The sequence below is a fragment of the Reyranella sp. genome (genome assembly GCF_030651995.1).
In the GTDB taxonomy this organism is placed as follows: Bacteria; Pseudomonadota; Alphaproteobacteria; order Reyranellales; family Reyranellaceae; genus Reyranella.
The window spans coordinates 152,459-178,397 of record NZ_JAUSBN010000005.1 but is presented as its reverse complement, the minus strand read 5'-3'; the positions used below and the strand labels follow the sequence as shown (position 1 = coordinate 178,397).

The following is a 25,939-nucleotide window of genomic DNA, read 5'->3' as shown; positions in this document are numbered from 1 at the left end:
GTCTCGAAGGGTGAGCAACGGACGCGGTGCTCGTTCCCATGCTTCGAGACGCGCTTCTGCGGAGCGCTCCTCAGCATGAGGTTGGTACGATGGAGTCGAGTGCGCTCGAAACGAGTTCAGGCCGCCAGCGCGTCGCTGATCACCTTGAGGGCGCTGTCGATGTCGGCCTTGTTGACGTCGAGGTGGGTGACGGCGCGGATGCGGTTGCCGGCCGCGGTGCCCATGCCGACGCCGCGCTCCTTGCAGGCCTCGACCAGTCGGGCCGGCGTCCAGCCGGGCTTGGTGACCTCGAAGAAGACCAGGTTGGTCTCCATGCGCGGCACGTCGATCTTCAGGCCCTTGATGTTGGCGATGCCCTCCGACAGATGGCGGGCATTGTCGTGGTCCTCGGCGAGACGGTCCCAGTTGTGTTCGAGGGCGTAGAGGGCGGCGGCGGCGATGATGCCGGACTGGCGCATCGAGCCGCCCAGCATCTGCTTCTGGCGCCAGGCTTCGTGGATGAACTCCTTCGAGCCCGCCAGGCTGGCGCCGACCGGCGCGCCCAGGCCCTTGGTGTAGTCGAGCCACAGCGAGTCGACGCAGGCGGCGTAGTCGCTGGCCTTCGTTCCCGATTTGACGACCGCGTTGCAGAGACGGGCGCCGTCCATGTGCAGGCCGAGGCCGGCCTCGCGGGCCACCTGGGTCACGCCCTGCATGGTGGCGAGCGGCCACACGGTGCCGCAGCCGCCGTTCGACGTGTTCTCGATCGACACGAGGCGCGAGCGCGGCGCGTTGCGGCTGCCCGGATCGCGGATCGCTTCCTTGACCTGCTCGCCGGTGAAGACGCCTTGGGGGCCGTCGAGCATGCGGATCATGACGCCGGCATTGGCGGCGGTCCCGCCCGACTCGGCGTTGATGATATGGGCCGTGCGGTCCGCGATCACCTCGTCGCCCAGCCGGCAGTGCACCCGGATGGCGATCTGGTTGCCCATGGTGCCGCTCGGCAGGAACACCGCGTCTTCCTTGCCGAGAAGCTCGCACACGCGGTCGCGCAGCCGGTTGACGGTGGGGTCCTCCATTTTCTGCTCGTCGCCGACCTCGGCGTCGGCCATCGCCTTCCGCATGCCGGGGGACGGCTTGGTCTTGGTGTCGCTGTAAAGGTCGATGAAACGGTTTTGCATGGCGTGTCCTGATCTCCTGCGCCACCATAACGGCAATCGCCAGGAGGAGGAAACATGAGCCAGTTTGCGGCCGCACCCACAGCTTCGGCCCTGCCGGAGGAGCTGCTCTATGCCGTCGACGGCGCGATCGCGACGGTCACGCTCAACGCGCCGCAGCGCATGAACACCATCTCCGGCCCGATGCTGAGGCAGCTCACCGATGGGCTGGTGAAGGCGAACGAGGACCGCGCCGTGCGCGTCGTGATCCTGACCGGCGCGGGCCGCGCCTTCTGCGCCGGGCTGAACCTCGAGGCACAGAGCAAGGGCACCGACAATCTGAGCGTCGGTTCGGGCGCCACGCCGACCAGCATCGACCTGCGCAACACGCCGCCGCCGGTCCTGCATGCCATGGACAAGCCGGTGATCTGCGCCCTCAACGGCTCCGCGGCCGGCTACGGGCTCGACCTGGCGCTCGGCGCCGACATCCGGGTGATGGCGCAGTCGGCCAAGCTGGCCGCCTCCTACGCCAAGCGCGGCGTCCTGCCGGAGTCCGGTGGCACCTGGTATCTGCCGCGCATGCTGGGCTGGGCGAAGGCTTCGGAGCTGATCTTCACCGGCCGGACCTTGACCGCCGCGCAATCACTGGAGATCGGCCTCGTGAACAAGGTCGTGCCGGACGCGGACGTCCTGGGCGCCGCCCGCGACCTGGCGCTGGAGATCGCGGCAAATGCGCCGCTCGCCATCCAGGCGGCCAAGCGGATGATGCGCATGGCCTGGAACGAGCCGTTCAACGAGCACGTCCATCACGTCTTCCTGCAGCTCCTGCCGCTGATGCAGACCGAGGACATGAAGGAGGGCATCAAGGCCTTCCTGGAAAAGCGCGAGCCGCATTTCACCGGCAGGTAGTGAACATAGCCCCGCTGGATTGGATCCGCGCGTGGGGCGCGACACCGGAGTGATCTCTGGAAATTTAAGTCGTTGACAGGGAACGCGTCGATGGTTTCCACTGGTTGAGAGAGCCGGGGGAGAGACTATCGATGGTGGTTGCGCGTGTTTTCGCAGTTGCGAGTGTTGTCTGTGTTTTTCTTTCGGCCTGTGCTGAACCACCTGTCAAACCGGTACCGGAAGCCACGCTGCGGACGATTACGTCGATATCGGGCGATGTGTCCGGGGTAAAGAACTCAGACACTTCCAAGATCGGTGCGCGCGGCAGCGACGAAGGCGCCAGGCGCGGGGCTAATCAAGGTGCCGCGGCGACCATTGGTAGCGGCACGCTCCTCGGACTTCTCATCGCGCCCGTGGGCGCAGCCATAGGAGGCGCGAAGGGTGCGGCGGAGGCGCAATCGGAGAACGTGGTGGATGACACGCGCACCGAACTGCGGCTTGCCATGCAGGACACCGACTTCGCCGAAGATCTGAGGGCGCGTCTCGCCGCTTCCAATGTGGCCGGCAACATCGTTGTTTCCAGTGTCACGGCAGGCGCTTCCACGGCGGCTCAGCAAAGCGCGACCACTGTTTCGGCGGGTAGCGCGCCGTCGCACATCATCGCCGTCGAGTACAGGCTCGCCATCTTCCATCAGGCGCACGTCAACCCGAAGATCGCGCTCGTCGCCCAGGTCACGGCCCAGGTCCAGTCGCCCGATCGCAAGCAGATGCTGCACAAGGCGACATGGACCTATTGCGGCCAGCCCTACGATTTCGTGCAGATGGGCGCCAACAATGCCGCCCTCCTGCGCGGACAGATCAATACGGCGGCCGCAGTACTCGCGGAGGCCATTCCCTATGACCTGTTCGTCAGCAAGGTGCCGCGGCCCCTGAAGGGCTACTGCATGGACTTCAGCGATCTGCCGAGCGGCTACGGCACCAAGGCGCCGGGCCTGATCTAGCCCGCAGACCCGTCCATCACGATCGCCACGCGGCCGGTGACGCTACGCTCCAGGAGCGCGCGCATCGCCTGCGCGGCGTCGGGGAGGGTAAAGGTGCGGTCGACGTGCGGGCGGCAGAGACCCTGTTCGCACCAGCCGCGGATGCGCTCGGCCAGCGCGAAGGTGCGCGCCGCCTCCTCGAAGCGCGCGTCGTGCGGGCTCCAGCCGACATAGTAGCCGTAGTTGAAGCCCATCACGGCCAGGGTCTTCACCAGCAGGATGTTGGCGGGGACCTGGGGGATCGTGCCGCTGGCGAAGCCGATCGGACAGATGCGGCCGCCCACGGCCATGCACCGCAGGGACTGCGTAAAGACGTCGCCGCCGACCGGATCGTAGACCCGGTCGACGCCGCGGCCGCCGGTGATCTTCAGTACTTCTTCGCGGAAGTCGGTCGCGCTGTAGTCGATGACGTGGTCCGCGCCGTGCGCCTTGGCGAACGCCGTCTTGCGCGGGCCGCCTGCGGTGGCGATCACCGTCGCGCCGAGGATCTTGCCGATCTCGACCGCCGCCATGCCGACGCCGCCGGCCGCCGCATGGACCAGCAACGTATGACCGGACCGCACGTCGAGCGCCTCGGGCCAGGTCAGGGCGCCGGCCGACGTCGGATAGGAGATGGCGAGCTGGATCGCCTCCACGAACCCCACATTGCGCGGCTTGGGGAAGACATTGACCTCGTGAGCCACGACTTCCTCGGCGAGCCCGCCCCAGTCGAGCACGGCCACGACCTCGTCGCCGACTTTAACCCGCGTGCAGGCGAGATCGACTTCGGTGACGATGCCGGAGGCCTCGGTGCCGGGGGCGAAGGGGAAGGGCGGTCGCCGCTGGTACTTGCCCGCGATGACAAGGGTCGTGGCGAAGCTGACGCCGGCCGCGCGGATGCGGATGCGCACCTGGCCGGCCTTCAGCGGCGGCGACTCGACATCTTCGAGACGCAAGTCCTCGGGGCCGCCCCACTGGCGGCAGATCATGGCCTTCATGAGGAGCTTTCTATCAGGCGCCGAGGGCGCCGACGATGGCAACGGAGCAGACGTTGCGCGCCGGGAAGCCGCCGAGATTGTGGGTGAGGCCGAGGCGGACGTCGGGACGCTGCCGGGCGCCGGCGCGGCCCTGCAGCTGGAGGTACATCTCGTAGATCATGCGGATGCCGGAGGCGCCGATCGGGTGGCCGAAGCACTTCAGGCCGCCGTCGATCTGGCACGGCACCTTGCCATCCGAATCGTAGAAGCCGTCGAGCACGTCCCTCACCGCGCCGCCTTCCGGCGAGATGAACAGGTCTTCCAGCGTCACCAGTTCGGTGACGGAAAAGCAGTCGTGGCATTCCACCAGGCTGAGCTGCTCGCGCGGCCGGTCGATGCCGGCCTCGCGGTAGGCGCGCTGGGCGGCGACCCGGGCCGTGGCGAAATAGCTTCCGTCCCAGGTATTGTGCTGCTCCTCGATGCCATTGGAGCCCGCGATCTGGAGCGCCTTGACCGAGACGATATCCTTCTTGCCGAGGCTGCGCGCGATCTCGGGGGTGGTGACGATGGCTGCGGCGGCGCCGTCGCTCACGCCGCAGCAATCGTAGAGGCCCAGAGGATCGGCGATCAGCGGCGCGTTCAGCACGTCGGCTTCGGTAATCGCACGCTGCAGGTGAGCCTTGGGATTCTTGACGCCATTGGCATGGCTCTTGACCGAGATATGGGCCATTGCCCGCTTGAGGTCGTCTCGGCCGATGCCGTGCTTGGCGCGATAGGCCGAGGCGAGCTGGGCGAAGCTGCCGGGGGCCGTGAGGTTCGACCACCACAGCGGTGCGGTCGATCCGGCATTGAGGCCGGGCAGACCGCCGAAGCCAGTGTCCTTCAGCTTTTCGACACCCAGCGCCAGGGCCATGTCGCAGGCGCCGGCCGCGACGGCATAGACCGCCGACCGGAAGGCATCGGAGCCGGAGGCGCAGTAGTTTTCCACGCGGCTGACCGGAATATAGTCGAAGCGCAGCGTCTCGGAGAGCGGCAGGCCCGACTTGCCGACATGGACCTCGTCGAGGCAGGTCGAAAGCCAGGCGGCATCGATCTGCTTGCGCTCGATGCCGGCATCGCCGATCGCCTCCTCGAAGGCGCCGACCATCAACTCCTCGGCGCCCTTGTCCCAGTGCTCGCCGAAGCGCGTGCACCCCATGCCGACGATGGCGACCTTGTCGCGAATTCCAGAGGCCATGCCAATGTCTCCCTAGCCGAGTTGCACCGGCAATCGCTTGACGCCGCGCAGGATGAGCGAATCGTGCCATTCCGGGTCGCCGCCGGAAAGCCGGATGTCGGGCAGTCGTTCCGCGAGCCGGGTCGTCGCGATCTGCGCCTCCAGACGAGCGAGCGGCGCGCCCAGGCAGAAGTGGATGCCGTGACCGAAGGTGAGGTGGGCATTGGGCTCGCGACCGATGTCGAACCGGTCGGGATCGGCGACGGCCTCGGGATCGCGGTTGGCCGAGTTCATGAAGGCGAAGAGGCGCTGGCCTTGGCGAATCGTCTTGCCGCCCATCTCGAGGTCCGCGGCGGCGACACGGGCGAGGGCACCCGAGGGGCCGTCGTAGCGCAGGTATTCCTCGACCGCGCTCCCGGCCAGGGACGGATCGGCGACCAGGCGCTCCCACTGGTCGCGATGTCGCATCGAGTAAAGGAAGCCGTTGCCGATCAGGTTGGTGGTCGTTTCGTGACCGGCGAACAGGAGCAGGATGCAGGTGCCGATGATCTCGTCGGTCGTGAGTGCATCGCGATCGTCGCGCGCCAGTACGAGGTGGCTGATCATGTCGTCGTGCGGCTCTGCGGTACGTGCCTCGACCAGGCTGCGGAAATAGTCCGACATGGCCTTGGCGCCGGATTCGGCACGCAGGTACTTGTTGCCGGCCACCTGGGCCGTGCCGATGAACAGGGCGATGTCGTCGGACCAGACCTTTACGCGTTCGAGGTCGGCCCGCGGCACGCCCAGCAGGTCCATGATCACCGAGGCTGGCAGCGGATAGGCAAAATCGGCGATGTAGTCGACGGTCTCGCCGCGCCGGGCCCTGGCTTCCATGCCGTCGATCAGGTGGGTAACGATGCTCTCGATGCTGGGCCGCAGGTTGGACACCGAGGTCGGCGTGAAGGCCTTGTTGAACAACCGCCGCAGCCGCGTGTGGTCGGGCGGATCCCGGAACACCATCCAGTGGTTGAGGTAACGAACCAGGCTGTCGATCGAGCCGCGCAGGTACTCGGGGTTGGTCTTGAAGAAGGGCGTGAGCCGGTCGGCCGAGATCTGCCTGTTGTTGAGCGCCACCTGCTTCACGTCGGCATGGCGCGTGATGATCCAGGCCTTCATGGCCGGCGACCAGTGGATCGGATCCTCGGCGCGCAGACGCGCGAATTCCGGGAAGGGATTGGCGTTGGTCGCGGGATTGCCGAGATCGAAGGTGTAGGTCACCCGGCGAGGCTAGCGCTGTGCGGTTTACCAAACAAGTGTTTGGTTGGTAGAAGAACAAATGTCCCGTGAGACCCTGATGGCCGTCTCTGCACGCCTGTTTGCCCGCGGTGGCTTCGACGCCACCTCGATGCGCGACATCGCGGGCGAGGCGGGGATGCTCGCGGGTTCGATGTACTATCACTTTCCCTCGAAGAACGACCTGATCGCGGCGGTCTACGAGCAGGGGGTGGCGGAAATCGGCGGCGCGGTCGATCGCGCCCTGGCGGGACTGCAGGCGCCCTGGAGCCGCCTGGAAGCCGCCTGCGTGGCGCATCTGGAATCGCTGCTGGCCGACCGTGCCCACGCGGCGGTCATGACGGCCGATCTCGGCCGCCTCGATCCCAAGCTGCGCCGCCGGCTGGTCACGATGCGCGACGGTTACGAACGGCGCTTCGTCGAACTGGTGGGCGCCCTGCCGCTCGCGTCCGGCATCGATCGGACGATCTGGCGTCTTCAGCTTCTCGGGGCTTTGAACTGGACACCGACCTGGTATCGCGCTGGGAAGAAGTCACCGGCCGCGATCGCCCGCGCCCTGGTGGCAGCGCTTCGAATATCGGCTACGGAGGCACCATGACCGTAGGAATTCGATACGTCCTGCCAGGTGACGAGGCGCTGTTCGACCGCGTTGCGCCCGACGTGTTCGACCATCCGGTGGAGCGCAGCCAGCTCTCCCGCTATCTCACCACGCCAGGACACCATCTCATCGTGGCGATCGCGGAGGGGCAGATCGTCGGTCAGATCGCCGCCGTGGTGCACTATCATCCGGATGGACGCCCGACCGAACTGTACATCGACGAAGTGGGCGTGGCTCCGGCGTTCCAACGGCAGGGCATTGCCCGTCGTCTGCTCGACGCCATGCTCGTACTTGGCCGGGAGTTGGGCTGCCGGGAAGGCTGGGTTGGTACCGAGCCGGACAACGACGCCGCGCGGGCCCTCTACGAACCCAGGAGCGAACCGGCCGAGAGCTTCGCCATGTACGTGCTCCGGCTCTAGGCAGCACGCCGGGGCGAAGCATCGGTCGACCTGGTGCTACCTGACCCACGGTCCGAAGGGCGGCATGTCCTTCGAGGGCTTGAGCGGGAAGTTCGGGGCGCGCTTCTCGAAGAACGACTTGATGCCCTCCTGCGCATCGGCACCGGCCGCAAGATGGCCGACGCATTGCAGGTCGAGCGTCACCGCATCGAGCGGATCCTGCGCGCCCCACATGCTCCACATCAGCCGGCGGTTGACCGCCGCCGCCACCGCGGAGGAAGTCGAGGCGGCGAACTTCGCGGCCAGCGCCTGCGCCGCCGGCAGCAGCTCCTCCGGCGCATGGACGGACCTCACCAGGCCACCCTTCAGCGCCTCGTCCGCGCCGAACAGGTCGGCGGTCATGACCCATTCCTGCGCCTGCTGCATGCCCACAAGGCGCGGCAGGAACCAGCAGCTTCCAGCCTCCATCGCCATGCCGCGCTTGTTGAAGACGAAGCCGATGCGGGCGGTGCTCGACATCATCCGGATGTCCATCGGCAGACACATGGTGATGCCGACGCCGACGGCGGCGCCGTTGATCGCCGCGACGATCGGCTTCAGGCAATTGAAGATCGCGAGCGTGATCGAATCGCTGGCCTCCCGCTTCTCGGGCTTGTTGCCGTCGTTCCAGACCTGGAAGGCGGCCGTTCCGCCCGAGATGTCGGCCCCGGCGCAGAAGGCGCGGCCGGCGCCGGTGACGACGATGGCGCGCACCTCGTCCATCGTGTTCACGCGCTGGAAGAAGTCGATGAGTTCGCGGCTCATCGTGGTCGAGAAGGCGTTGAGCTTGTCGGGCCGGTTCAGCGTCACGGTCATCACGCCGCCGTTCACTTCCGTCAGCAAGGTCTCGTAGTTCATGGCCAGAATTCCCTCCCCGGTCGGTTCCGCCCAGCAAGACGGAATGTCGTTGCGTGGCTTCAAGGTTTGGGAAACATTCGCCGCAACACCCGCCAACCGCAATCCCGGAGGAAGTCGATGTCTCACCTGATCAAGACCGTCGAAGACGGCGTCATGAAGATCGTGCTCAACCGTCCCGATGCCATGAATGCGCTGAGCCGCGACATGATGCAGGCCCTCTCCGACTCGCTCGAGGAAGCGGCGGGGACCCGCGCCATCGGCTGCGTCGTGGTGCGCGGCGCCGGCGACAAGGCCTTCTGCGCTGGTGGTGACGTGAAGTCGATGGCGGCGGGTCGCGACCAGGACAAGACCTACGAAGACAAGGTCCACGAGATTCGCGAGCGCATGAAGGTCTCCGAGCTGCTGCACGAGATGGGTAAGCCGACGATCGCCATGGTGAACGGTGTCGCCGCCGGCGCCGGCCTGTCGCTGGCTCTCGCCGCTGACATGCGCTTCGCGGGCAAGAGCGCGCGCATGACGACCGCCTTCGCCAAGGTGGGCTTCTCTGGCGACTTCGGCTCGCACTACTTCCTGCACAAGCTGGTCGGCACCTCCAAGGCGCGCGAGCTCTATTTCACCGCCGAGATCCTGAACGCCGAGCAGATCGAGAAGCTCGGCCTCGCGACCCGCATCGTCGACGATGCCAACCTCGACGCCGAGACGATGGCCTTCGCCAAGAAGCTGGCCGCTGGCCCGCGCGTCGCCTGGTGGCACGCCAAGAAGAACATGAAGGTGGCGGAGGAGGGCACCCTCTCCGAGGCGCTCGACAGCGAGGCCGCGCGCATGATCCGCACCGGCGAGACGGAAGATCACAAGGAAGCTGCGCGCGCCTTCGTCGAGAAGCGCGCCCCCAACTTCAAGGGCGCCTGAGCTTCAGTCGGGCGGCGAGGCGGGCCAGCGCGCCCGCCACGCCGTCGGGCATAGCGACCATGGCGGCGATCAGCAGCACGCCGTAAAGCAGGGCGGAGTAGCCCTTGCCCAGCCCCGCCGTCACGTCGGGGAAGAACTGCAGGAACAGCCCGCCCAGGATCGCGCCGCCGGCCGAATGCATGCCGCCGATCACCAGGCCGAACAGCATCTGGACCGAGAGCGCGAAATTGTAGCTGCCCGGTCCCACGAATCCGAACTGCCAGGCCGACAGGCAGCCGGCGACGGCGAGATAGGCTCCGGCAATCCCGGAGGCCGCGGCGCGCACCTGCGGGACCCGGACGCCCTGGGCGGTCGCCGCGAAATCCTGATCGCGCGCGGCCTTCAACGCGCGGCCTGAGCGACTGTGGATCAGATTGTGCGCCAGCCAGATGCCGGCGCCCAGGATCGCGAGCGCCATCAGGAAGGCCCAGCGATCGTTGCTGAGCAGGCCGGTGGGCGGCGTCGGGAAGTCGAGGTAGAGTCCCTGGACGCCGCCGGTCCAGTTCTCGATGAGCCGCCAGCGCAGCAGTTGCGGGAAGGCGATGACGACGGCGTAGGTGACGAGGGCCTGCGTCCAGAGCGTATGGGAACCGGCGACCCGGCCGATGCCATAGCCGGCGGCGAAGCCCAGGAGCGGGGCGAGGGCCAGACCGGCATAGGGGGTGAGCGGCGTATGTGCCGCCAGCATCGCCGCGCCATAGCCGCCGAGGCCGAACAGGGCGGCCTGGGCCAGCGAGAACTGGCCGCTGATGCCACACAGGATCACCAGGCCCAACAGCGCGATCGACCAGATCGCCGCCTGGGTGAAGCGGAAGACGACGAAATCCGGGAAGCAGAACGAGAGGGCGGCCGCCGCCACGAAGCCCATGGTCCATACGGTCCGCATGGCGTTACGATAGACCACACAACTAAGGAAGGGGAGCGAAGCGATGAGACTGAGGCAATGCGTCTTCGTCTGCAAGGACCTGGAGAGTTCCACCGAGGAGCTGTGCGACATTCTCGGCATCGAGGTCGCCTATCGCGATCCCGGCGTCGCCAAGTGGGGCCTGGCCAACGTCGTCTGCCCGACCGGCAACGATTTCCTCGAGATCGTCTCGCCGTTCAAGGACGGCACGTCGGCCGGCCGCTACATCGAGCGCCGCAAGGGCGATGGCGGCTACATGGTGATCCTGCAGGTGCCCGATGCGGTGGCCGAGCGCCAGCGTGTCACCGCGCTGGGCGTGCGTGCCGTTGCCGAGAAGGACCTGCCTGAGTACCAGTACACCCACTTCCATCCCTCGGACACGAACGGCGTGCTGCTGTCGATCGACACGACCTTTGCGCCGCCCGGCGTCGATCCCGCTTTGTGGTGGCCACCGGCCGAAAAGGACTGGGTGAAGCACGCGCGCTCCGACGTCACAAACGGCCTGGCGGGCGTCGAGATCCAGCACGACGATCCCGACGGCGCCGCCGCCTCCTGGTCGCGCATCCTCGACCGGCCGGCCGTCGACAACATCATCCGGCTCGACGGTTCGCAGATCCGCTTCGTCCCGAACGTCGACGGACGCGGGCCGGGCGTGTCGGCCTACGACGTGAAGGTCGTGGATCGCGAGCGCGTCCTGGCCGCGGCCGAGAAGCGGGGCCGCCGGCATGGAGTCGGTCAGGTCGAGGTCTGCGGCTGCCGCATCAATCTCGTCTGAGGGGGCGAGTTCAGGCATAGAAGCAGGATCGTGCTGCGCATCCGACCCTTCGTCATGGGCCACCTCGTCGCCGCGCTCCTGGTAGGGGCGGGGGCGGGCGCTTTCCTGGCCGCCGAGGCCATGTTGATCTGCGGCGTCGGAATGCTGGCCGGCGCGATCGTGAGCTCGCTGGTGTGCCAGTGGAAACCCGGCGTCGAGGCGCCGGCCTCGCAGCTTTGGCCGGTCGCCATCCTTGCCAACCCGGTCTTTCTGGGGGCGCTCGTCTTCATGGCCCTCGACTGGGAATGCGTCGTGGGCCGTCAGCGCGGCTGGGGCTGCCTCGTCGCGGCGATGGCCATCATCGCCGCGAGCCTGTGTTTCCTGCCGCCGCTCGGCGGCCTGCTATGGCGACGCTGGAAGCGCCATCGCGCGCGACCGCGTTAGGCCGCGAGCGACTTCGCGAGGCGGCCGCGGATCATCTCCTCGGCTTCGCGGACGATACGCTCGACCAGTTCCTTGCAGGTCGGGATGTCGTTGATCAGGCCCATGCAGGTGCCGGCCGACCAGATGCCGTGTTCCATGTCGCCGGTTTCGTACACGACCTTGCCCTTGGCGCCGGCGACGATCGGGCCGATCTCCTGGATGGTCTTGCCCGCGCCTTCCATCTCGATCGTCTTCTTGGCGATGCTGTTGCCGTAGACGCGGCTGGTGTTGCGCATGGTGCGCAGGATCAGCGACGTGCTGCGCTCGTCGGAGGAGACGATCTTCTCCTTCACGTTCTGGTGGATCGGCGCTTCCTTGGTGGCCATGAAGCGGGTGCCCATGTTGATGCCCTCGCAGCCCAGCGCCAGCGCCGCCACCAGGCCGCGCGCATCGGCGAAGCCGCCCGAGGCGATCATCGGGATCTTGATGACGTTGGCGGCCGCCGGCAGCAGCACGAGGTTCGGCACGTCATCCTCGCCCGGGTGACCGGCGCACTCGAAACCGTCCATCGAGATCGCATCGACACCGGCCTTCTCGGCCGAGAGTCCGTGCCGGACCGCCGTGCACTTGTGGATCACCTTCACGCCGGCTTCCTTCAGCTTGGGCAGGAAGGGCTTGGGATTGTTGCCGGCGGTCTCGACGATCTTGATTCCGGAATCGATGATGGCGTCGATGTACTCGCCATAGGGACGCGGCACGAGCGTCGGCAGGATGGTGAGGTTCACGCCGAACGGCTGGTCCGTCATCTCGCGACAGCGCTTGATCTCCTTGCGCAGATCCTCGGGCGTCGGCTGGGTGAGGCCGGTGAGGATGCCCAGCGCGCCCGCGTTGGAAACGGCCGAGGCGAGTTCGGCGCGGCCGACCCACTGCATGCCACCCTGCACGATCGGATGCTTGATGCCGAACATCTCGGTGAAGCGCGTCTTGATCATCTGGATTTTTCCCCCTGGGTAAGTTCCCCAAGCATTACCGAACCGGAACGCCGGGGGCCAGCCCACGGATCGCAGCGTGGATATGCCGTTCGCGATGCGGATCAGGTGCGGTCGATGAAGGAGATCGTGTCGTCCAGGGAGGGGGCACGCTGGCGCAGCAGCTCGGAAAAGGAGCCGACGATATCGATATGGTCGACCTCGGGGTAGAGCTTCAGCTCGGCGCTTCCGCCGGCCTTGCGCCAGGCCGCTGCCAGACGTTCGCTGTTGAAGGGTTTCACCGTCCTGTCGGCGGTGCCGTGCAGCAGCAGGAGCGGCGGCAGCGGCGCACGGGCATATTCGATCGGCTGCGTCTCGCGGCGATCGCCACCGAAGATCTCCCTCAGCCGGCGCGAGGTGAGGGGCAGGAAATCGTAGGGTCCGGCGATGCCGATTCCGCCCGGCAGCTTCATGCGGTCGACACCGGCGGCCGCGAGATAGGGCGTGTTGGCGACCATCATGATCGCGATGTAGGCGCCCGCCGAGTGCCCCGCGACGAACAGCTTCTCGGCGCCGACCTTCCGTGCCGCCCAGGCCGTCGCCGCCGCACCATCGTCGAGGAAGTCGGGATAGCGAACCTCAGGATAGACGCGGTAGTCGGGAATGATGGTGGTGATGCCGCGTGCGGCCAGCGCCTGACCGACGAACAGATAGACGCCCTTGGCGCCCGAGTCCCAGGAGCCGCCGTAGAAGAAGATCACCGCCTTGCCGTCGGCGCGCGGCTGCTCGGGCGTGTAGACGTCGAGCTTCTGGCGGGGAAGGCTGCCGTAGGCAATGTCGGCGTCGAGCGTGTAGCCCGCGCGCGCGACGGTCGTGTTCAGGAGCGCCGCAGGAGAGCAGCCGCCGAGCAGGCCGAGGACGCTGGCGATGAGGCCTCGGCGCGCCAGCGTCATGCAGAACCGGCGAGGTCGCGCACCTGCTCGGCCAGCGCCAGAGAGGCGGTGAGGCCGGGCGATTCGATGCCGAACAGGTTGATGAGGCCGGGTACGCCATGGTCGGCAGGCCCCGTGATGGTGAAATCCTGCGCCGGCGCGCCCTGCGGCACGATCTTCGGCCGGATGCCGGCATAGCCGGGCTGCAGCGAACCGTCCTTGATGCCCGGCCAGTACTTGCGCACGGCAGCATAGAACTTGTCGGCGCGATGCGGATCGACCGTGTACTCGATGCCGTCGATCCACTCGACATCGGGCCCGAACTTCGCCTGGCCGCCCATGTCCACGGTGATGTGCACGCCCAGCCCGCCCGGCACCGGGACGGGGTAGATGAGGCGGGAGAAGGGAGAACGGCCGGTCAAGGTGAAGTAGTTTCCTTTGGCGTAGTACGCGGTCGGAATATGCTCGGATGGCATCCCGACGATTTTTTTCGCAAGCGTCGGCGCATGCAGTCCGGCCGCATTGATCAGCAGCCGGCAACGCAGGTTCATCGGCTCGGTTCCGCCGACCTCGATCTCGACGCCGCCCTCGACGACGCGGCCGCCTTTCACCGGACTGTTGAAGGCGAACATCGCGCCGTGCGCCTCGGCGTCGCCCTGCAGCGCCAGCATGTAGGAATGGCTGTCGACGATGCCGGTGCTGGGCGAGAACAGGGCGGCCGTGCAGTGCAGGTTCGGCTCCATCGCCATCGCCTCGGCGGCGCTCAGGAAGCGCATGCCCTCGACGCCGTTGGCTTCCGCACGTCCCTTGATCTCGGCGAGCTTCTCGCTCTCGGCCGCGTTGGTCGCCACGATCAGCTTGCCGCAGTTGAGATGCGGCACGCCGTGGTCCTGGCAATAGGCATAGAGCATGCGCCGGCCGGCAACGCAGGAGCGCGCCATCAGGCTGCCCTTGGGGTAATAGATGCCGGCGTGGATGACCTCGGAGTTGCGCGAGCTGGTTTCGGTGCCGATGGCGTCGGCCGCCTCCACGACGATGACCTCGCGGCCGGCAAGGGCCAGGGCACGGGCGACGGCAAGGCCGACAACACCTGCGCCAATGACAACGCAGTCGACGGTTTCGAACGGGGACGAATTCATGGTCGCATGCTAGAACCGCCGCCTCTTTCAGTCACCAAGGGCGGGTGTCGCATCATGAAAGGCGCGTTGGTCACGGGGGCGGGCATACGGATCGGCCGTGCCTTGGCGCTCGCGCTGGCGGCCGACGGGTTTTTCGTCTTCGTGCACTACAAGGACTCGGCGGCCGGGGCGAAGGAAACCGTCGCGACGATCCGCAAGGCCGGTGGCAAGGCAATGACCGTGCGCGCCGATCTCGCCTCGGCCCGGCAGGCCGAGGCGCTGGTGGGCAAGTGCCGGGCGCGCGGCGTGCGGCTCACCTGCCTGGTCAACAGCGCCTCGCTGTTCAAGCTCGATCGGGCGCCGACGGCGACGGCCGCCGACTTCGACCAGCACATGGCGATCAACCTGCGGGCGCCGCTGCTGCTGGCGCAGGCGCTGGCGCGGCAGCTGCCCGCGGACGAGACTGGCCTGGTCGTGAACGTGCTCGACCAGAAGCTCTACAACCTCAATCCCGACTTTCTCACCTACACGCTCTCCAAGATCGGCCTGCAGGGCCTGACGACCCTGCTGGCGCAATCCTTCGCGCCGCGACTGCGGGTGGCGGGCATCGCGCCCGGGCTGACCCTGCGCAGCGGCAGCCAGACGGATGCGCGCTTCGCCGAGCAGCATCCCGCCAATCCGCTCGGAGTGGGCGTGACGGCCGACGATCTGGTCCGTGCGCTGCGCTTCATCGTGGCGACGCCGAGCTATACCGGCGACACGCTCGTCGTCGACAGCGGCGAACACCTGATCGGCCGGCCGCGCGACATCGCCTTCGACCTGAAGAAGAAGAAATGACCATGGTCACCTCCGAGCGCCGCATCTTCATCCGCGACATGCGGCTCCCGGTGTCGATCGGCATCTATGACTTCGAACTGGCCAAGCCGCAGGCGGTGGTCATCAACGTCGAGCTGCTGCTGGTGGACCCCGACCGCGCGCACGGCGACAGCATCACCAACGTCCTCAACTACGACATCGTCCACGACGGCATCGTGGATCTCGCCGGCAGCAAGCACTTCAATCTTCAGGAAACGCTGGTCGAGGCCATCCTCGATCTTTGCCTGGCGCAGCCGCAGGTCGTCGAGGCGCGCGTCTCGACCGAGAAGCCCGACGTCTACAAGGACTGCCGCGTCGGCTATCAGGCGGTCCGCCGTCGCGCCACGGGCTGAGCGGCACGCCTGATGTCTCCGTCCGTCGGCGCGCTGCGGCGTGCCTCCCTGGTGCTGCTGCTCGCCGCCATGATCTGGGGATCGATGATCCCGGTGCTCGCGGCGCTGGCCGAGCACTACGACAACTGGCTGCTGTCCTGGTCGCGCTACATCCTGGGTCTGCCCGTCCTCTGGCTGGCCGTGCTGCTGAGCCGAAAGCCGGCGGCGGCGCCGCGACCGCTCGACGGGGGCCGGCTGCTGAAACTCGGGACCGCCATGACGGCCTTCTCGGTGCTCTACACGTTCGGCGTGGCGCACGCCCATCCCGCGACCGCCGCGATCGTGCTGATGTGCGGTCCGATCTGGGCGACGTTGCTGGCGCGCGGGATGCTCGGTTCCACCACGCCTCCGGGCTTCGGGATCACGCTCGTGCTGGTCGTCGCCGGCGGCATCGTCGTCGTGCTTGGCACGCCGGGCCGTGCGGCGGGCTCGTTCGGCCTGGAAGGCGGCGAAGCACTGCTGGTGATCGCCCAGCTGTGCTGGAGCTGGTACTCGATCCGTGCCCAGCAATGGCTGTCGGACCGCGGCCAGATCGCCCTGTCGGCCATCACCTCGACGGTGGCCAGCGTGCTGCTGGGCATTGTCTGCGCCGTGGTCTGGGCGCTGGGCGGCATCGCCTGGCCGACGCGGCCGCCGACACCGATCGAGTGGGGCATGGTCGCCTGGATCGGCGTCCTGGGCGTCGCGGTGGCCGTCCTGCTGTGGAACACCGGCGTGTCCCTGGTCGGCGTGCCCGTCGCCTCCCTGTTCGCGAACTCGGCGCCGGTCTTCGCGATCGGCCTTGCGGCCCTGATGGGGCGCGAGCCGAGCTGGCTGCAGGTCGTCGGCGGCTTCATCGTCCTGGCGGGCATCGCCCAACTGCAGATCCGCCAGACCCGCGCGGCCCGGCGATGAGCACATCTCCGGGCGCACGAGATCGCCGCCACATGCTGGGCGCCTTCGCCGCGATGGTGTTCGTTGGCCTCAGTTGGGGCGCCAACGTGCCCGTCTCCAAGGTGATGCTCCAGCACTTCGACATCGTCCCGATGCTGGCCATACGGACCCTGGCGGCGGTGGCGACACTGGGGTTGTTGCTGGTCCTGGTGGAGGGTGTCGGAAAGCTGCGGATCGAGATCGGCCTCAAGCGCTTCCTGCTGATCGGCCTGATGATGAGCGGCTTCTTCACGATCTTCACCCTGGGCATCCAGTTCAGCAATCCGATCTCGGCGGCCGCGGTGCAGGTGGCGGGACCGCTGGTGGCCGCGGTGACGGTGCGGCTGGCGACGGGCATGCGCTTCGACCCGGGATTCGGCGTTGCCCTCGCACTCACCCTGACAGGCGGAGCCATTCTGGCGGCCGGCAGCCTGTTCGGCCGCGGCGCGCTGACGCTGGGCGGCGGCGAGATCATCGTGCTGCTCTCCAACGCGCTCTGGACGGTCTACAGTCTGAAGGCGCAGGCGTGGTTCGACCGGGCGAGCCAGCTCCATCGGGCCTATGTCGCGTCGTTTTCCGCCCTCGGCTGGATGGCGGTCCTGAGCCTGGTACTGGTCGGCTTCGGCTGGGCCAGCTCGCCGTTCGCGGTGACCGACGGCTGGGTGTGGAGCCAGCTCCTGCTCGTGGCGGTCTTCGCCAGCGGCATGGGCGCCTATCTCTGGAACGTCGGCGCCAGCAGGCTGGGGGTTGCAATTGCGTCGCTCTGGGTCAATCTCGTGCCGTTTTTCGCCGTATTGTGGTCAATGACCTATGGCTTCATCCCCAACGCCTACCAGATCGCCGGTGGGCTCGTCGCCCTGAGTGGCGTCGTCTACATGCAATGGCGAAAGCTTCAAACGACAAAGCGATAAGACAGGCTCTGCCATGCCCGACATGTCTCTTCCTCACCTCAAGGTCTCCAACTGCCGCTGGCTCTCCGTCCCCGGAAGAGGCGACGTCCGCGGCAAGATCAACTTCCTGGAGTTCGATCACCAGCTGGGCTTTACGGTCCGGCGCCTGTTCTGGCTGCACGACATCGCCCCCGACCAGTGGCGCGGCCGGCACGGGCACCGCGAGTCGCACCTCGTCACCCTGGTGATGAACGGCTCGTGCCAGCTGCACCTGGACGACGGCAGGGTAAAGGAGACGGTCGTCCTCAACGATCCGGGGCGCGCGCTTCATATCGGGCCGATGGTCTGGCACGAGCTCGACAACTTCGCGCCGCAGACCGTCATCCTGGTCATCGCCTCGACCCTGTACGACGAGAGCGAGTACCTTCGGGATTACGAGGCCTTCAAGCGCGAAGCTGCGGCGGCGGCCCGCGCATGATCCCCTTCCTCGACATGAAGTCCGTCTACACCGAGCTGAAGCCGGAGCTCGATGCCGCCTATCTGCGCGTGATGGAGTCCGGCTGGTTCGTGCTCGGCAAGGAGGTCGAAGCCTTCGAGGCCGAGTACGCCGCCTTCTGTGGCACCAAGCACTGTGTCGGACTGGGCAACGGTCTCGAGGCGCTGGAACTCGCGCTGCGCGCCTGGGACATCGGCGCCGGCGACGAAGTCATCGTGCCGTCCAACACCTACATAGCAACCTGGCTCGCGGTGACGGCGGTCGGGGCCAAGGTGGTTCCGGTGGAGCCGACGCCCGGCGGGCCGAACATCGATCCCGACCGCATCGCGTCGGCGATCACGTCGCGCACAAAGGCGATCATGCCGGTCCATCTCTACGGCCAGCCGGCCGACATGGACGCGATCATGGCGCTCGCCGCCAAGCACGGGCTGAAGGTGGTCGAGGACGTGGCCCAGGCGCAGGGCGCCAAAGTCCGCGGGCGTCGAACCGGCTCGCTGGGAGACGCCGGCGCCCACAGCTTCTTCCCGAGCAAGAACATCGGCGCCTTTGGCGATGGCGGGGCGGTCACGACGGACGATCCGAAGCTCGCCGAGCGGCTGCGCACGCTGCGCAACTACGGCAGCCGCGTGAAGTATGTGAACCTCGAGAAGGGCCTGAACTCACGCCTCGATGAACTGCAGGCAGCTTTCCTGCGTGTGAAGCTCACGAAGCTCGACGAATGGAACGACCGCCGCAGGCAAGTGGCGGCGCGCTACGATGACAGGCTGTCCGACATCGCGAGTCTCGCCCTGCCCAATGTCCCGCAATGGGCCGATCCGGTGTGGCACCTGTACGTGGTGCGAACGAACCGGCGTGCCGATCTGGTGAAGGCGCTGGAGGCGGCCGGCATCGGATCGCTGATCCACTATCCGATCCCGCCGCACCTTCAGGAGGCCTATGCCGAACTGGGCCAGGGCAAGGGGACCTATCCCCTCGCCGAGAAGCTGGCCGAGACCGTCCTCAGCCTGCCGATGGGCCCGCACATGCCGCTCGAGTCGGTCGATCAGGTCTGCGCGGTGATCCGGGAGACGCTGGTCGCGTAGGTTTCCGGCGCCGAGTGAATGCCCCGGCTTCCCCATTCAAATGGGGAAGTGCCCCGTCATACGGGGCGATGGGGTCATGGGCGTCGCAACGCGTATGACCCCTCCGTCGGCTCAGCGGCTTGGTTACAAGCCGCGGTACGCCGACACCTCCCCATTTGAATGGGGAGGAAAGTTATTCTTCTAGTGATTGTGCAGGATCTGGCCGAGGAACAGCTTGGTGCGCTCGTTCCGGGGATTGGCGAAGAACGCCTCGGGCTCGTTCTGTTCGACGATCTCGCCGCGATCCATGAAGATCACGCGGTCGGCGACGGCGCGGGCGAAGCCCATCTCGTGGGTGACGCAGAGCATGGTCATGCCTTCGCGCGCCAGCTCGATCATGACGTCGAGCACTTCCTTCACCATCTCGGGGTCGAGCGCTGACGTAGGCTCGTCGAACAGCATGATCTTGGGACGCATGCACAGCGCCCGGGCGATCGCCACGCGCTGCTGCTGGCCGCCCGAGAGCTGGCCGGGATATTTCAGCGCCTGCTCGGGAATGCGCACCCGGGTGAGCAGGCTCATGGCGATCTCCTCGGCCTCCTTCTTCGGCGTCTTCTTCACCCAGATCGGCGCCAGGGTGAGGTTGTCGAGGATGGTGAGGTGGGGGAAGAGGTTGAACGACTGGAACACCATGCCGACTTCGCGGCGGATCGCCTCGATGTTCTTCACGTCGTTGGAGAGCGTGACGCCGTGCACGACGATGTCGCCGCGCTGATGCTCCTCCAGCCGGTTGATGCAGCGGATCAAGGTCGACTTGCCCGATCCCGACGGTCCGCAGATGACGATCTTCTCGCCTTCCTTCACGTCGAGATTGATGTCGGTCAGCACGTGGAACTGCCCGAACCACTTGTTGACGCCCTTGAGCTGGATCACCGATTCGACCTTCGAGAGATCTCGCGCGGTTGCGGCCATGACGTGCTCCCTGACGGCGCCTAGCGGCGCGTACCCTTGTTGAGTTCGAGTTCGAGGTACTTGCTGTACCGCGACATCGAATAACAGAAGATGAAGTAGACGAAGGCGGCGAACAGGTAGACCTCGCCCGGGAAACCCGCCCAGTTGGGATCGACCAGCGCCTGGTTGGCCGTGTTGAGGAAGTCGAAGATGCCGATGATCAGCACCAGCGACGTGTCCTTGAAGAAGCCGATGAAGGTATTGATGAGCGGCGGGATCACGACGCGCAGGGCCTGCGGCAGGATGATCAGCAGCGTCTTCTGCGGGTAGTTGAGTCCCATTGCGTCCGCAGCCTCGAACTGGCCCTTGGGCAGCGACTGCAGGCCGCCGCGGATGACCTCGGCGATGTAGGCCCCGGCGAACAGGATGACGGCGACCTGGGCGCGCAGGAACTTGTCGATGGTCGTGCCCGAGGGCAGGAACAGCGGCAGCATGACCGAGGCCATGATCAGCAGGCTGATCAGCGGCACGCCGCGGATCAGTTCGATGAAGCCCACGCACAGGCCCTTGATCAGCGGCAGGTTGGACCGCCGCCCCAGCGCCAGCAGGATGCCGTAGGGGAAGGCGAAGGCCAGGCCATAGGTCGCCAGGATCAGAGTCACCGGCAGGCCGCCCCACAGGCTGGTCTCGACGTAGCTGAGCGGGGCGATGGCGATGCTCCAGCTCGGCAGCACGCCCGCGATGCGCAGGACGAGGCCGACAGCGCCGATCCCGACCAGGGCGTAATAGGCCATCCGCTCCGATGGAGTCGCCAGGCCGCTGCGCAGCGCGAGGCCGATACCGCCCGCGATCAGGGCGACGGCGAGGATCAGGCTCAGCGGAATGTGGAGCTGGCCGAACATCAGCAGGAAGGTGACGAACGAGCCAACGCCCCAGATCACCAGCAGGCGCCAGTTCCACATGCGGCGGTCGGCGCTCAGCACCAGCATGGCCAGCATGGCGATGACGGCAAACAGCGGCCGCCAGTGCTGCTCGTAGGGGAAGGAGCCGAAGAAGATGTAGCGGAACTTCTCGCGGATCAGCGCCCAGCAGGCACCGCCGCCGCGGCACTCGGCGCCGGTCGTGGCCGTGAAGTTGGCGGTGAACAGCGCCCATTCGAGGAACCAGTCGAGGACCCAGACGACGAAGGCGAGCAGCACGATCGTGGTGATGCCGTTGCCCCAGCTCGAGAACAGGTTCTTGCGGGCCCAGCCGAGCGGGCCGGTCTCGTCGACGGGAGGGGCGATCGGCTTGCGGTCGCCGGCAGGCATGGCGTCGGTCATGCTCAGCGCTCCCTCAGCGCGATGCGTTTGTTGTACCAGTTCATGAACGCCGAGATCGACAGGCTGACCGAGAGGTAGGCGGCCATGATGATGAGGATGTTCTCGATCGCCTGGCCGGTCTGGTTGATGGTCACGTTGATCGAGGCGACGAGGTCGGGGTAGCCGATCGCGATGGCGAGCGAACTGTTCTTCGTGATGTTGAGATACTGGCTGGTCATCGGCGGGACGATGACCCGCAGCGCCTGCGGCAGCAGCACGAGACGCATGGACTGGCCGCGCGACAGGCCGAGCGCCGCCGCCGCTTCGCTCTGGCCCTTGTGCAGGGCCAGGATGCCGGAGCGCACGATCTCGGCCACGAACGCCGAGGTATAGAGCACGAGGCCGATCAGGAGGGCGGTGAACTCGGGCTGGATGACGGTTCCGCCCGTGAAGTTGAAGCCCTTCAGCTCGGGCCAGCTCATATGGTGCGGCGCGCCGCCGGCCAGCCAGACGAGGGCCGGAAGGCCGATGATGATCGCGAGGCCCGCGGAAATCCCGGGGAAGGGCTGACCCGTGGCTTCCTGGCGTTTCTTGCCCCAGCGGTTGACGAACCAGGCAGCGGCAATGCCGACCAGAAACGCGATGCCCATCCATTTATGGATGGGATCGGCCAGCGGCACCGGGAAGTAGACGCCGCGGTTGCTGAGGAACACGCTGTTCCACAGCGAGAGCGCCTGCCGCGGACCGGGAAAGGCTTCGCTGATCAGCTTGTAGAAGAGGAACAGCCACAGCAGCAGCGGCACGTTGCGGAAGGCCTCGACGTACCAGCCGCAGATGCGGTTGAGCAGCCAGTTGGGCGACAGCCGTCCGACGCCGATCAGGGTGCCGAGAAGGGTGCTGAGCAGGATGCCAAGGACGGCAACGCGCAGCGTGTTGAGGATGCCGACCCAGATGGCGCGGGCGTAGGTGCTGGCCGGCGAGTACTCGATCATCGTATCGCCGATCTCGAAGCCGGCTTCGCGCTCGAGAAAGTGGAAGCCGCTCGCGATCTTCTGGCGCTGCAGGTTGTCGATCGTGTTGCTGACCAGATACCAGGCAAGGAAGCCAACGGCACCGACCACGACGATCTGGAAAACCCAGCCCCGAACGACCGGATCGTTCCACGGTGCCACTTTCGCACGTGGCGTAGAGCCGAGAGCCTCGACTGCCATACGCTATTCCCCCTGACTGGCGCGGTTTTCCCGCGCGGGCGTTATAGGCCCGGTATTGCCCTCAGTGTATGTGGGAATTGCCCCTGCGCAACGGGGCAAAACCCGCCATCCCCGGCCTCGGTCTCCCCGCATCAGCGGATGGGCGGGGAGTATTGCAGGCCACCCTGGGTCCACAGCGCGTTCTGACCGCGGGCGATCTTGAGGAGCGAGCCCATGCCGACGTTGCGGTCGAAGCTTTCGCCGTAGTTACCGACCTGCTTGACGATGTTGTAGACCCACTTCTCGTCGACGCCGAGCGCCTTGCCCATGCCCGGCGTGACGCCGAGGATACGCTTGATCGACGGGTTGTCGCTCTTCAGCATCTCGTCGACATTCTTGGACGTGACGCCGTGCTCCTCGGCCTCGACCATGGCGTAAAGCGCCCAGCGCACGATGTCGGCGAACTGGTTGTCGCCGTGGCGCACCACCGGTCCCAGCGGCTCCTTCGAGATGATCTCCGGCAGGATGACGTAGTCGTCGATGGTCTGCGGCGGCGGCACGTTGGCGGCGCGCGTGGCGGCCAGGCTCGACGCATCGGTCGTGTAGACGTCGCAGCGGCCGGAGAAGAAGGCCGCGCGGATCTCGTCGACCTTCTCGATGACGACCGGCTTGAAGGTCATCTTGTTGGCGCGGAAATAGTCGGCGAGGTTGAGTTCGGTGGTGGTACCGGGGGCGACGCAGACGGTGGCGCCGCTCAGCTCCTTGGCGCTCTTCACGCCGAGTTTCTTCGGCACCATGAAGCCCTGGCCGTCATAATAGTAGATGCCCGTGAAATCGAGCCCCAGCGCCGTGTCGCGCGTCAGGGTGTACGTGGCGTTGCCCATCACGATGTCGACTTCGCTCGACTGGACCGCGGTGAAGCGCTGCTGGGAGGTGAGGGGAACGTACCTGACCTTCTCCGAATCGCCGAAGATGGTGGCCGCGACAGCGCGACAGACGTCGACCGAGAGACCCTTCCACTTGCCCTGGCTGTCGGCCAGCATGAAGCCTGCGGTCCCGATGCCCACCCCGCAATTCACGGTGCCGCGTGCCCTGACGGCGTCGAGATCCTTGCCCGCCTGGGCGGTCCCGGCGAAGCCGACTACCGACGCGGCCAATCCGGCAACTGCCGCCACGATCCTGGTGCGCATTTCACCTCCCATTGTTCTTGAACCCACAATGCCGCCTTCTTCCGCAGGCTTGCAAGCCGCAGGCCAAAATTACGGGTCGGTCATCGGATCGGCGGGGCGTACAACATGCCGCCGTCGCGCCAAGGCGTGTTCATGCCGCGCGGGATCTTGAGCACCGTGTTGGGCCCGAGGTTGCGGTCGAAGACCTCGCCGTAGTTCCCGACCTGCTTGACGATGTTGTAGGCCCACTTCTCGTCGACCCCGAGCGCCTTGCCCATGCCCGGCGCCGTGCCGAGGATGCGTCTCAAGGTGGGATTCTCGCTCTTCAGCGCCTCGTCGACGTTCCGGGACGTGATCCCGTATTCCTCGGCCTCGATCATGGCATAGAGCGACCAGCGCACGATGTCGCCGAACTGGTTGTCGCCGTGGCGGACCGCCAGGCCCAGGGGTTCCTTGGTAATGGTCCGGGGCAGGATCGTGTAGTCGCTCGGGTTGGGGGCATAGGCCGCCCTTGTCGCGTAGAGGTTGGACACGTCTGCCGTGAGGACGTCGCAGCGCCCGGCAAAGAAGGCGGTGCGCAGATCGTCGATCTTGTCGAGCAGCACCGGCGTGAAGCTCATCTTGTTCTGGCGGAAATAGTCGGCGACGTTGGCCTCCGTCGTCGTACCGGGCTGGACGCAGACCTTGGCGCCGTCGAGATCCCTCATGACGCGCCTGCCGAGCTTGCGCGGCACCATGAAGCCCTGGCCGTCATAGTAGTAGATCGCGACGAAATCGGCGCCGGCGTCGCGGCCCAGCGTGGCGGTCGAATTGGAGGCGAGGAGATCGACCTCGCCGGCTTCGAGGGCCGGAAAGCGCTTCTGCGGCTCGAGCGGGATGTACTTCACCTTGCTGGCGTCGCCGAACAAGGCGGCCGCCGTGGCACGGCACATGTCGACCGAGAGCCCGCGCCAGACACCCTGGCTGTCGGCATGCATGAAACCCACCAGGCCCGCGCTGACGCCGCACAGGAGCTGACCCCGTGCCTTGACGGCGTCCAGGACGGGACCGGCCATGGCCTGCGTGGCCGCCAAAGTCGAAAAAGCGGCGATTACCGACAGCGTCAACTTGAACATTGTGTCCCCCGACACTTCCCCGGTCCGAGACTGCCCGTATTGCCGGGCCGTTTGCAACGGCCAAACGAAAACCGCCGCCTTTTCAGGCGGCGGTTCGTCGTCTTGTCGTGTTCCGGAGGCTAGCGGATCGGCGGGGAGTATTGCAGGCCGCCGTTGGTCCACAGCGCGTTCAGGCCGCGGGCGATCTTGAGCTGCGAGCCCATGCCGACGTTGCGGTCGAAGCTCTCGCCGTAGTTACCGACCTGCTTGACGATGTTGTAGACCCACTTCTCGTCGACGCCGAGTGCCTTGCCCATGCCCGGCGTGACGCCGAGGATGCGCTTGATCGAGGGATTGTCGCTCTTCAGCATCTCGTCGACGTTCTTCGAGGTGATGCCGTGCTCCTCGGCCTCGACCATGGCGTAGAAGGCCCAGCGCACGATGTCGGTGAACTGGTTGTCGCCGTGACGGACGACCGGTCCCAGCGGCTCCTTGGAGATGATCTCCGGCAGGATCACGAAGTCGTCCGGCTTGAGCGGCGCCGGGGTGTTCGCCGCGCGCGTCGAGTACAGGCCCGAGGCGTCCGTCGTGTAGACGTCGCAGCGGCCGGCATAGAAGGCGGCACGGATTTCCTCGACCTTCTCGATGACGACCGGCTTGAAGGTCATCTTGTTGGCGCGGAAATAGTCGGCGAGGTTGAGTTCGGTGGTCGTGCCCGGCTGGACGCAGACGGTGGCGCCGTTCAGCTCCTTGGCGCTCTTCACGCCGAGCTTCTTCGGCACCATGAAGCCCTGGCCGTCGTAATAGTTGATGCCGGTGAACTCGAGGCCGAGCGCGGTGTCGCGGGTCAGCGTGTAGGTCGTGGTGCGCGAGAGCATGTCGACTTCGCCCGACTGCAGGGCGGTGAAGCGCTGCTGGGCCGTGGTCGGGACGTACTTGACCTTTTCGGCGTCACCGAAGATCGCCGCCGAGACCGCGCGGCAGACATCGATGTCCAGGCCGAGCCACTTGCCCTTGTCGTCCTGCTGGGCGAAGCCCGCGACGCCCGTGGCGATGCCGCAGATGAGCTGGCCGCGTGCCTTCACCGCATCGAGATCCTTGCCGGCATGGGCCGTACCGGCGACACCGATCAGACCGGCTGTGACGACGCCGGCCGCCATTTTCTTGAGCATTTTGTCAT

The 25,939-nt window shown here is 66.6% G+C and carries 28 protein-coding genes; 13 read left to right on the top strand and 15 right to left on the bottom strand.

The features are described from left to right. Positions 1 to 116: 116 nt before the first annotated feature. A complete protein-coding gene (locus Q7V45_RS01580) occupies positions 117 to 1,160 on the bottom strand; it encodes a low specificity L-threonine aldolase (RefSeq protein WP_304845842.1) in 1,044 nt (347 codons plus the stop codon). Positions 1,161 to 1,214: 54 nt separating this feature from the next. Between Q7V45_RS01580 and Q7V45_RS01575 the strand changes: the two genes are divergently transcribed. Both Q7V45_RS01575 and Q7V45_RS01570 read left to right on the top strand, forming a co-directional pair. After that, positions 1,215 to 2,045, top strand: a complete 831-nt coding sequence (locus Q7V45_RS01575; protein ID WP_304845839.1) for an enoyl-CoA hydratase/isomerase family protein — start codon at positions 1,215 to 1,217, stop codon at positions 2,043 to 2,045. A 131-nt stretch (positions 2,046 to 2,176) separates the two neighbouring features. Beyond that, positions 2,177 to 3,025 (top strand): hypothetical protein, encoded by an 849-nt coding sequence (locus tag Q7V45_RS01570; RefSeq protein WP_304845836.1) that lies wholly within the window; start codon positions 2,177 to 2,179, stop codon positions 3,023 to 3,025. Here Q7V45_RS01570 and Q7V45_RS01565 read toward each other — a convergent pair. From Q7V45_RS01565 to Q7V45_RS01555, 3 genes are read right to left on the bottom strand one after another with little or no spacing between them, the layout of a single operon-like run. Further along, complete coding sequence (locus Q7V45_RS01565) at positions 3,022 to 4,041, bottom strand: NADPH:quinone oxidoreductase family protein (RefSeq protein WP_304845833.1); 1,020 nt, start codon at positions 4,039 to 4,041, stop codon at positions 3,022 to 3,024. The two genes, Q7V45_RS01570 and Q7V45_RS01565, sit on opposite strands and share 4 nt — an antisense overlap. 13 nt (positions 4,042 to 4,054) lie before the next feature. Then, on the bottom strand, positions 4,055 to 5,257 hold the full coding sequence (locus Q7V45_RS01560; RefSeq protein ID WP_304845830.1) for an acetyl-CoA acetyltransferase: 1,203 nt from the start codon (positions 5,255 to 5,257) through the stop codon (positions 4,055 to 4,057). 12 nt (positions 5,258 to 5,269) lie between these two features. Further along, a complete protein-coding gene (locus tag Q7V45_RS01555) occupies positions 5,270 to 6,493 on the bottom strand; it encodes a cytochrome P450 (protein WP_304845827.1) in 1,224 nt (407 codons plus the stop codon). 58 nt (positions 6,494 to 6,551) lie between these two features. Here Q7V45_RS01555 and Q7V45_RS01550 point away from each other — a divergent pair, with 58 nt between their 5' ends. Then, on the top strand, positions 6,552 to 7,106 hold the full coding sequence (locus Q7V45_RS01550; protein WP_304845823.1) for a TetR/AcrR family transcriptional regulator: 555 nt from the start codon (positions 6,552 to 6,554) through the stop codon (positions 7,104 to 7,106). Continuing rightward, entirely contained in the window at positions 7,103 to 7,525 is a 423-nt protein-coding gene (locus Q7V45_RS01545; protein ID WP_304845820.1) for a GNAT family N-acetyltransferase, read from the top strand. The genes Q7V45_RS01550 and Q7V45_RS01545 overlap by 4 nt, the downstream gene beginning before the upstream one ends. Before the next feature lie 36 nt (positions 7,526 to 7,561). On the opposite strand, the gene Q7V45_RS01540 is transcribed toward Q7V45_RS01545, so the two are convergent. Continuing rightward, on the bottom strand, positions 7,562 to 8,401 hold the full coding sequence (locus Q7V45_RS01540; protein ID WP_304845817.1) for an enoyl-CoA hydratase-related protein: 840 nt from the start codon (positions 8,399 to 8,401) through the stop codon (positions 7,562 to 7,564). Positions 8,402 to 8,518: 117 nt separating this feature from the next. Between Q7V45_RS01540 and Q7V45_RS01535 the strand changes: the two genes are divergently transcribed. Beyond that, on the top strand, positions 8,519 to 9,310 hold the full coding sequence (locus Q7V45_RS01535) for an enoyl-CoA hydratase (RefSeq protein WP_304845814.1): 792 nt from the start codon (positions 8,519 to 8,521) through the stop codon (positions 9,308 to 9,310). On the opposite strand, the gene Q7V45_RS01530 is transcribed toward Q7V45_RS01535, so the two are convergent. Then, positions 9,297 to 10,235, bottom strand: a complete 939-nt coding sequence (locus Q7V45_RS01530) for a branched-chain amino acid ABC transporter permease (RefSeq protein WP_304845811.1) — start codon at positions 10,233 to 10,235, stop codon at positions 9,297 to 9,299. The two genes, Q7V45_RS01535 and Q7V45_RS01530, sit on opposite strands and share 14 nt — an antisense overlap. A 43-nt stretch (positions 10,236 to 10,278) precedes the next feature. Between Q7V45_RS01530 and Q7V45_RS01525 the strand changes: the two genes are divergently transcribed. Together Q7V45_RS01525 and Q7V45_RS01520 are read left to right on the top strand one after the other, a co-directional pair. Further along, complete coding sequence (locus Q7V45_RS01525; RefSeq protein ID WP_304845808.1) at positions 10,279 to 11,028, top strand: VOC family protein; 750 nt, start codon at positions 10,279 to 10,281, stop codon at positions 11,026 to 11,028. A gap of 30 nt (positions 11,029 to 11,058) precedes the next feature. Further along, on the top strand, positions 11,059 to 11,451 hold the full coding sequence (locus Q7V45_RS01520; protein ID WP_304845806.1) for a hypothetical protein: 393 nt from the start codon (positions 11,059 to 11,061) through the stop codon (positions 11,449 to 11,451). Here the strand turns inward: Q7V45_RS01520 and Q7V45_RS01515 are convergent. The 3 genes from Q7V45_RS01515 to Q7V45_RS01505 all read right to left on the bottom strand — a co-directional run bounded on the left by Q7V45_RS01515 (position 11,448) and on the right by Q7V45_RS01505 (position 14,469). Continuing rightward, positions 11,448 to 12,422, bottom strand: coding sequence for a nitronate monooxygenase family protein (locus tag Q7V45_RS01515; protein WP_304845803.1), 975 nt, complete (start codon positions 12,420 to 12,422; stop codon positions 11,448 to 11,450). The genes Q7V45_RS01520 and Q7V45_RS01515 overlap by 4 nt on opposite strands. A gap of 101 nt (positions 12,423 to 12,523) precedes the next feature. Next, the gene (locus tag Q7V45_RS01510; protein ID WP_304845800.1) at positions 12,524 to 13,351 is read right to left on the bottom strand and encodes an alpha/beta hydrolase; all 828 of its coding nucleotides are present in this window, start codon (positions 13,349 to 13,351) and stop codon (positions 12,524 to 12,526) included. Further along, a complete protein-coding gene (locus Q7V45_RS01505) occupies positions 13,348 to 14,469 on the bottom strand; it encodes an NAD(P)/FAD-dependent oxidoreductase (protein ID WP_304845797.1) in 1,122 nt (373 codons plus the stop codon). The genes Q7V45_RS01510 and Q7V45_RS01505 overlap by 4 nt, the downstream gene beginning before the upstream one ends. Positions 14,470 to 14,523: 54 nt before the next feature. On the opposite strand from Q7V45_RS01505, the gene Q7V45_RS01500 reads away from it, so the two are divergent. From Q7V45_RS01500 to Q7V45_RS01475, 6 genes are read left to right on the top strand one after another with little or no spacing between them, the layout of a single operon-like run. Next, positions 14,524 to 15,285 (top strand): SDR family oxidoreductase, encoded by a 762-nt coding sequence (locus Q7V45_RS01500; protein ID WP_304845794.1) that lies wholly within the window; start codon positions 14,524 to 14,526, stop codon positions 15,283 to 15,285. Further along, the gene (locus Q7V45_RS01495) at positions 15,282 to 15,656 is read left to right on the top strand and encodes a dihydroneopterin aldolase (protein WP_304845789.1); all 375 of its coding nucleotides are present in this window, start codon (positions 15,282 to 15,284) and stop codon (positions 15,654 to 15,656) included. Before Q7V45_RS01500 ends, Q7V45_RS01495 begins: the two co-directional genes overlap by 4 nt. Positions 15,657 to 15,668: 12 nt before the next feature. Continuing rightward, positions 15,669 to 16,589 (top strand): DMT family transporter, encoded by a 921-nt coding sequence (locus Q7V45_RS01490; protein ID WP_304845786.1) that lies wholly within the window; start codon positions 15,669 to 15,671, stop codon positions 16,587 to 16,589. Beyond that, positions 16,586 to 17,518, top strand: a complete 933-nt coding sequence (locus tag Q7V45_RS01485) for a DMT family transporter (RefSeq protein ID WP_304845783.1) — start codon at positions 16,586 to 16,588, stop codon at positions 17,516 to 17,518. The genes Q7V45_RS01490 and Q7V45_RS01485 overlap by 4 nt, the downstream gene beginning before the upstream one ends. 13 nt (positions 17,519 to 17,531) lie before the next feature. Continuing rightward, positions 17,532 to 17,975, top strand: coding sequence for an FdtA/QdtA family cupin domain-containing protein (locus Q7V45_RS01480; protein ID WP_304845780.1), 444 nt, complete (start codon positions 17,532 to 17,534; stop codon positions 17,973 to 17,975). Continuing rightward, complete coding sequence (locus Q7V45_RS01475; protein WP_304845777.1) at positions 17,972 to 19,075, top strand: DegT/DnrJ/EryC1/StrS aminotransferase family protein; 1,104 nt, start codon at positions 17,972 to 17,974, stop codon at positions 19,073 to 19,075. Before Q7V45_RS01480 ends, Q7V45_RS01475 begins: the two co-directional genes overlap by 4 nt. 180 nt (positions 19,076 to 19,255) lie before the next feature. Here the strand turns inward: Q7V45_RS01475 and Q7V45_RS01470 are convergent, their stop codons facing one another. The 6 genes from Q7V45_RS01470 to Q7V45_RS01445 form a co-directional block, all read right to left on the bottom strand. Next, on the bottom strand, positions 19,256 to 20,026 hold the full coding sequence (locus Q7V45_RS01470; RefSeq protein WP_304845774.1) for an amino acid ABC transporter ATP-binding protein: 771 nt from the start codon (positions 20,024 to 20,026) through the stop codon (positions 19,256 to 19,258). 20 nt (positions 20,027 to 20,046) lie between these two features. Then, positions 20,047 to 21,327: an amino acid ABC transporter permease gene (locus Q7V45_RS01465; RefSeq protein ID WP_304845771.1), complete on the bottom strand. Its 1,281-nt coding sequence runs from the start codon at positions 21,325 to 21,327 to the stop codon at positions 20,047 to 20,049. Positions 21,328 to 21,329: 2 nt separating this feature from the next. Then, positions 21,330 to 22,517, bottom strand: a complete 1,188-nt coding sequence (locus tag Q7V45_RS01460) for an amino acid ABC transporter permease (RefSeq protein WP_304845768.1) — start codon at positions 22,515 to 22,517, stop codon at positions 21,330 to 21,332. Between the two features lie 131 nt (positions 22,518 to 22,648). Beyond that, a complete protein-coding gene (locus tag Q7V45_RS01455; RefSeq protein WP_304845765.1) occupies positions 22,649 to 23,686 on the bottom strand; it encodes an amino acid ABC transporter substrate-binding protein in 1,038 nt (345 codons plus the stop codon). An 80-nt stretch (positions 23,687 to 23,766) separates the two neighbouring features. Next, on the bottom strand, positions 23,767 to 24,780 hold the full coding sequence (locus tag Q7V45_RS01450; RefSeq protein WP_304845762.1) for an amino acid ABC transporter substrate-binding protein: 1,014 nt from the start codon (positions 24,778 to 24,780) through the stop codon (positions 23,767 to 23,769). A gap of 119 nt (positions 24,781 to 24,899) precedes the next feature. Beyond that, positions 24,900 to 25,931: an amino acid ABC transporter substrate-binding protein gene (locus tag Q7V45_RS01445; RefSeq protein ID WP_304845759.1), complete on the bottom strand. Its 1,032-nt coding sequence runs from the start codon at positions 25,929 to 25,931 to the stop codon at positions 24,900 to 24,902. Between the last annotated feature and the right edge of the window lie 8 nt (positions 25,932 to 25,939).

What these genes read in the sequence shown, in the direction of transcription:
- Q7V45_RS01490 (WP_304845786.1), top strand. Translation starts at nt 15,669, where the DNA reads ATGTCTCCGTCCGTCGGCGCGCTGCGGCGTGCCTCCCTGGTGCTGCTG.
- Q7V45_RS01580 (WP_304845842.1), bottom strand. Translation starts at nt 1,160, where the DNA reads ATGCAAAACCGTTTCATCGACCTTTACAGCGACACCAAGACCAAGCCG.
- Q7V45_RS01510 (WP_304845800.1), bottom strand. Translation starts at nt 13,351, where the DNA reads ATGACGCTGGCGCGCCGAGGCCTCATCGCCAGCGTCCTCGGCCTGCTC.
- Q7V45_RS01560 (WP_304845830.1), bottom strand. Translation starts at nt 5,257, where the DNA reads ATGGCCTCTGGAATTCGCGACAAGGTCGCCATCGTCGGCATGGGGTGC.
- Q7V45_RS01535 (WP_304845814.1), top strand. Translation starts at nt 8,519, where the DNA reads ATGTCTCACCTGATCAAGACCGTCGAAGACGGCGTCATGAAGATCGTG.
- Q7V45_RS01500 (WP_304845794.1), top strand. Translation starts at nt 14,524, where the DNA reads ATGAAAGGCGCGTTGGTCACGGGGGCGGGCATACGGATCGGCCGTGCC.
- Q7V45_RS01480 (WP_304845780.1), top strand. Translation starts at nt 17,532, where the DNA reads ATGCCCGACATGTCTCTTCCTCACCTCAAGGTCTCCAACTGCCGCTGG.
- Q7V45_RS01495 (WP_304845789.1), top strand. Translation starts at nt 15,282, where the DNA reads ATGACCATGGTCACCTCCGAGCGCCGCATCTTCATCCGCGACATGCGG.
- Q7V45_RS01475 (WP_304845777.1), top strand. Translation starts at nt 17,972, where the DNA reads ATGATCCCCTTCCTCGACATGAAGTCCGTCTACACCGAGCTGAAGCCG.
- Q7V45_RS01485 (WP_304845783.1), top strand. Translation starts at nt 16,586, where the DNA reads ATGAGCACATCTCCGGGCGCACGAGATCGCCGCCACATGCTGGGCGCC.
- Q7V45_RS01545 (WP_304845820.1), top strand. Translation starts at nt 7,103, where the DNA reads ATGACCGTAGGAATTCGATACGTCCTGCCAGGTGACGAGGCGCTGTTC.
- Q7V45_RS01550 (WP_304845823.1), top strand. Translation starts at nt 6,552, where the DNA reads ATGTCCCGTGAGACCCTGATGGCCGTCTCTGCACGCCTGTTTGCCCGC.
- Q7V45_RS01470 (WP_304845774.1), bottom strand. Translation starts at nt 20,026, where the DNA reads ATGGCCGCAACCGCGCGAGATCTCTCGAAGGTCGAATCGGTGATCCAG.
- Q7V45_RS01540 (WP_304845817.1), bottom strand. Translation starts at nt 8,401, where the DNA reads ATGAACTACGAGACCTTGCTGACGGAAGTGAACGGCGGCGTGATGACC.
- Q7V45_RS01465 (WP_304845771.1), bottom strand. Translation starts at nt 21,327, where the DNA reads ATGACCGACGCCATGCCTGCCGGCGACCGCAAGCCGATCGCCCCTCCC.
- Q7V45_RS01565 (WP_304845833.1), bottom strand. Translation starts at nt 4,041, where the DNA reads ATGAAGGCCATGATCTGCCGCCAGTGGGGCGGCCCCGAGGACTTGCGT.
- Q7V45_RS01570 (WP_304845836.1), top strand. Translation starts at nt 2,177, where the DNA reads ATGGTGGTTGCGCGTGTTTTCGCAGTTGCGAGTGTTGTCTGTGTTTTT.
- Q7V45_RS01445 (WP_304845759.1), bottom strand. Translation starts at nt 25,931, where the DNA reads ATGCTCAAGAAAATGGCGGCCGGCGTCGTCACAGCCGGTCTGATCGGT.
- Q7V45_RS01525 (WP_304845808.1), top strand. Translation starts at nt 10,279, where the DNA reads ATGAGACTGAGGCAATGCGTCTTCGTCTGCAAGGACCTGGAGAGTTCC.
- Q7V45_RS01530 (WP_304845811.1), bottom strand. Translation starts at nt 10,235, where the DNA reads ATGCGGACCGTATGGACCATGGGCTTCGTGGCGGCGGCCGCCCTCTCG.
- Q7V45_RS01515 (WP_304845803.1), bottom strand. Translation starts at nt 12,422, where the DNA reads ATGATCAAGACGCGCTTCACCGAGATGTTCGGCATCAAGCATCCGATC.
- Q7V45_RS01450 (WP_304845762.1), bottom strand. Translation starts at nt 24,780, where the DNA reads ATGTTCAAGTTGACGCTGTCGGTAATCGCCGCTTTTTCGACTTTGGCG.
- Q7V45_RS01455 (WP_304845765.1), bottom strand. Translation starts at nt 23,686, where the DNA reads ATGCGCACCAGGATCGTGGCGGCAGTTGCCGGATTGGCCGCGTCGGTA.
- Q7V45_RS01575 (WP_304845839.1), top strand. Translation starts at nt 1,215, where the DNA reads ATGAGCCAGTTTGCGGCCGCACCCACAGCTTCGGCCCTGCCGGAGGAG.
- Q7V45_RS01505 (WP_304845797.1), bottom strand. Translation starts at nt 14,469, where the DNA reads ATGAATTCGTCCCCGTTCGAAACCGTCGACTGCGTTGTCATTGGCGCA.
- Q7V45_RS01460 (WP_304845768.1), bottom strand. Translation starts at nt 22,517, where the DNA reads ATGGCAGTCGAGGCTCTCGGCTCTACGCCACGTGCGAAAGTGGCACCG.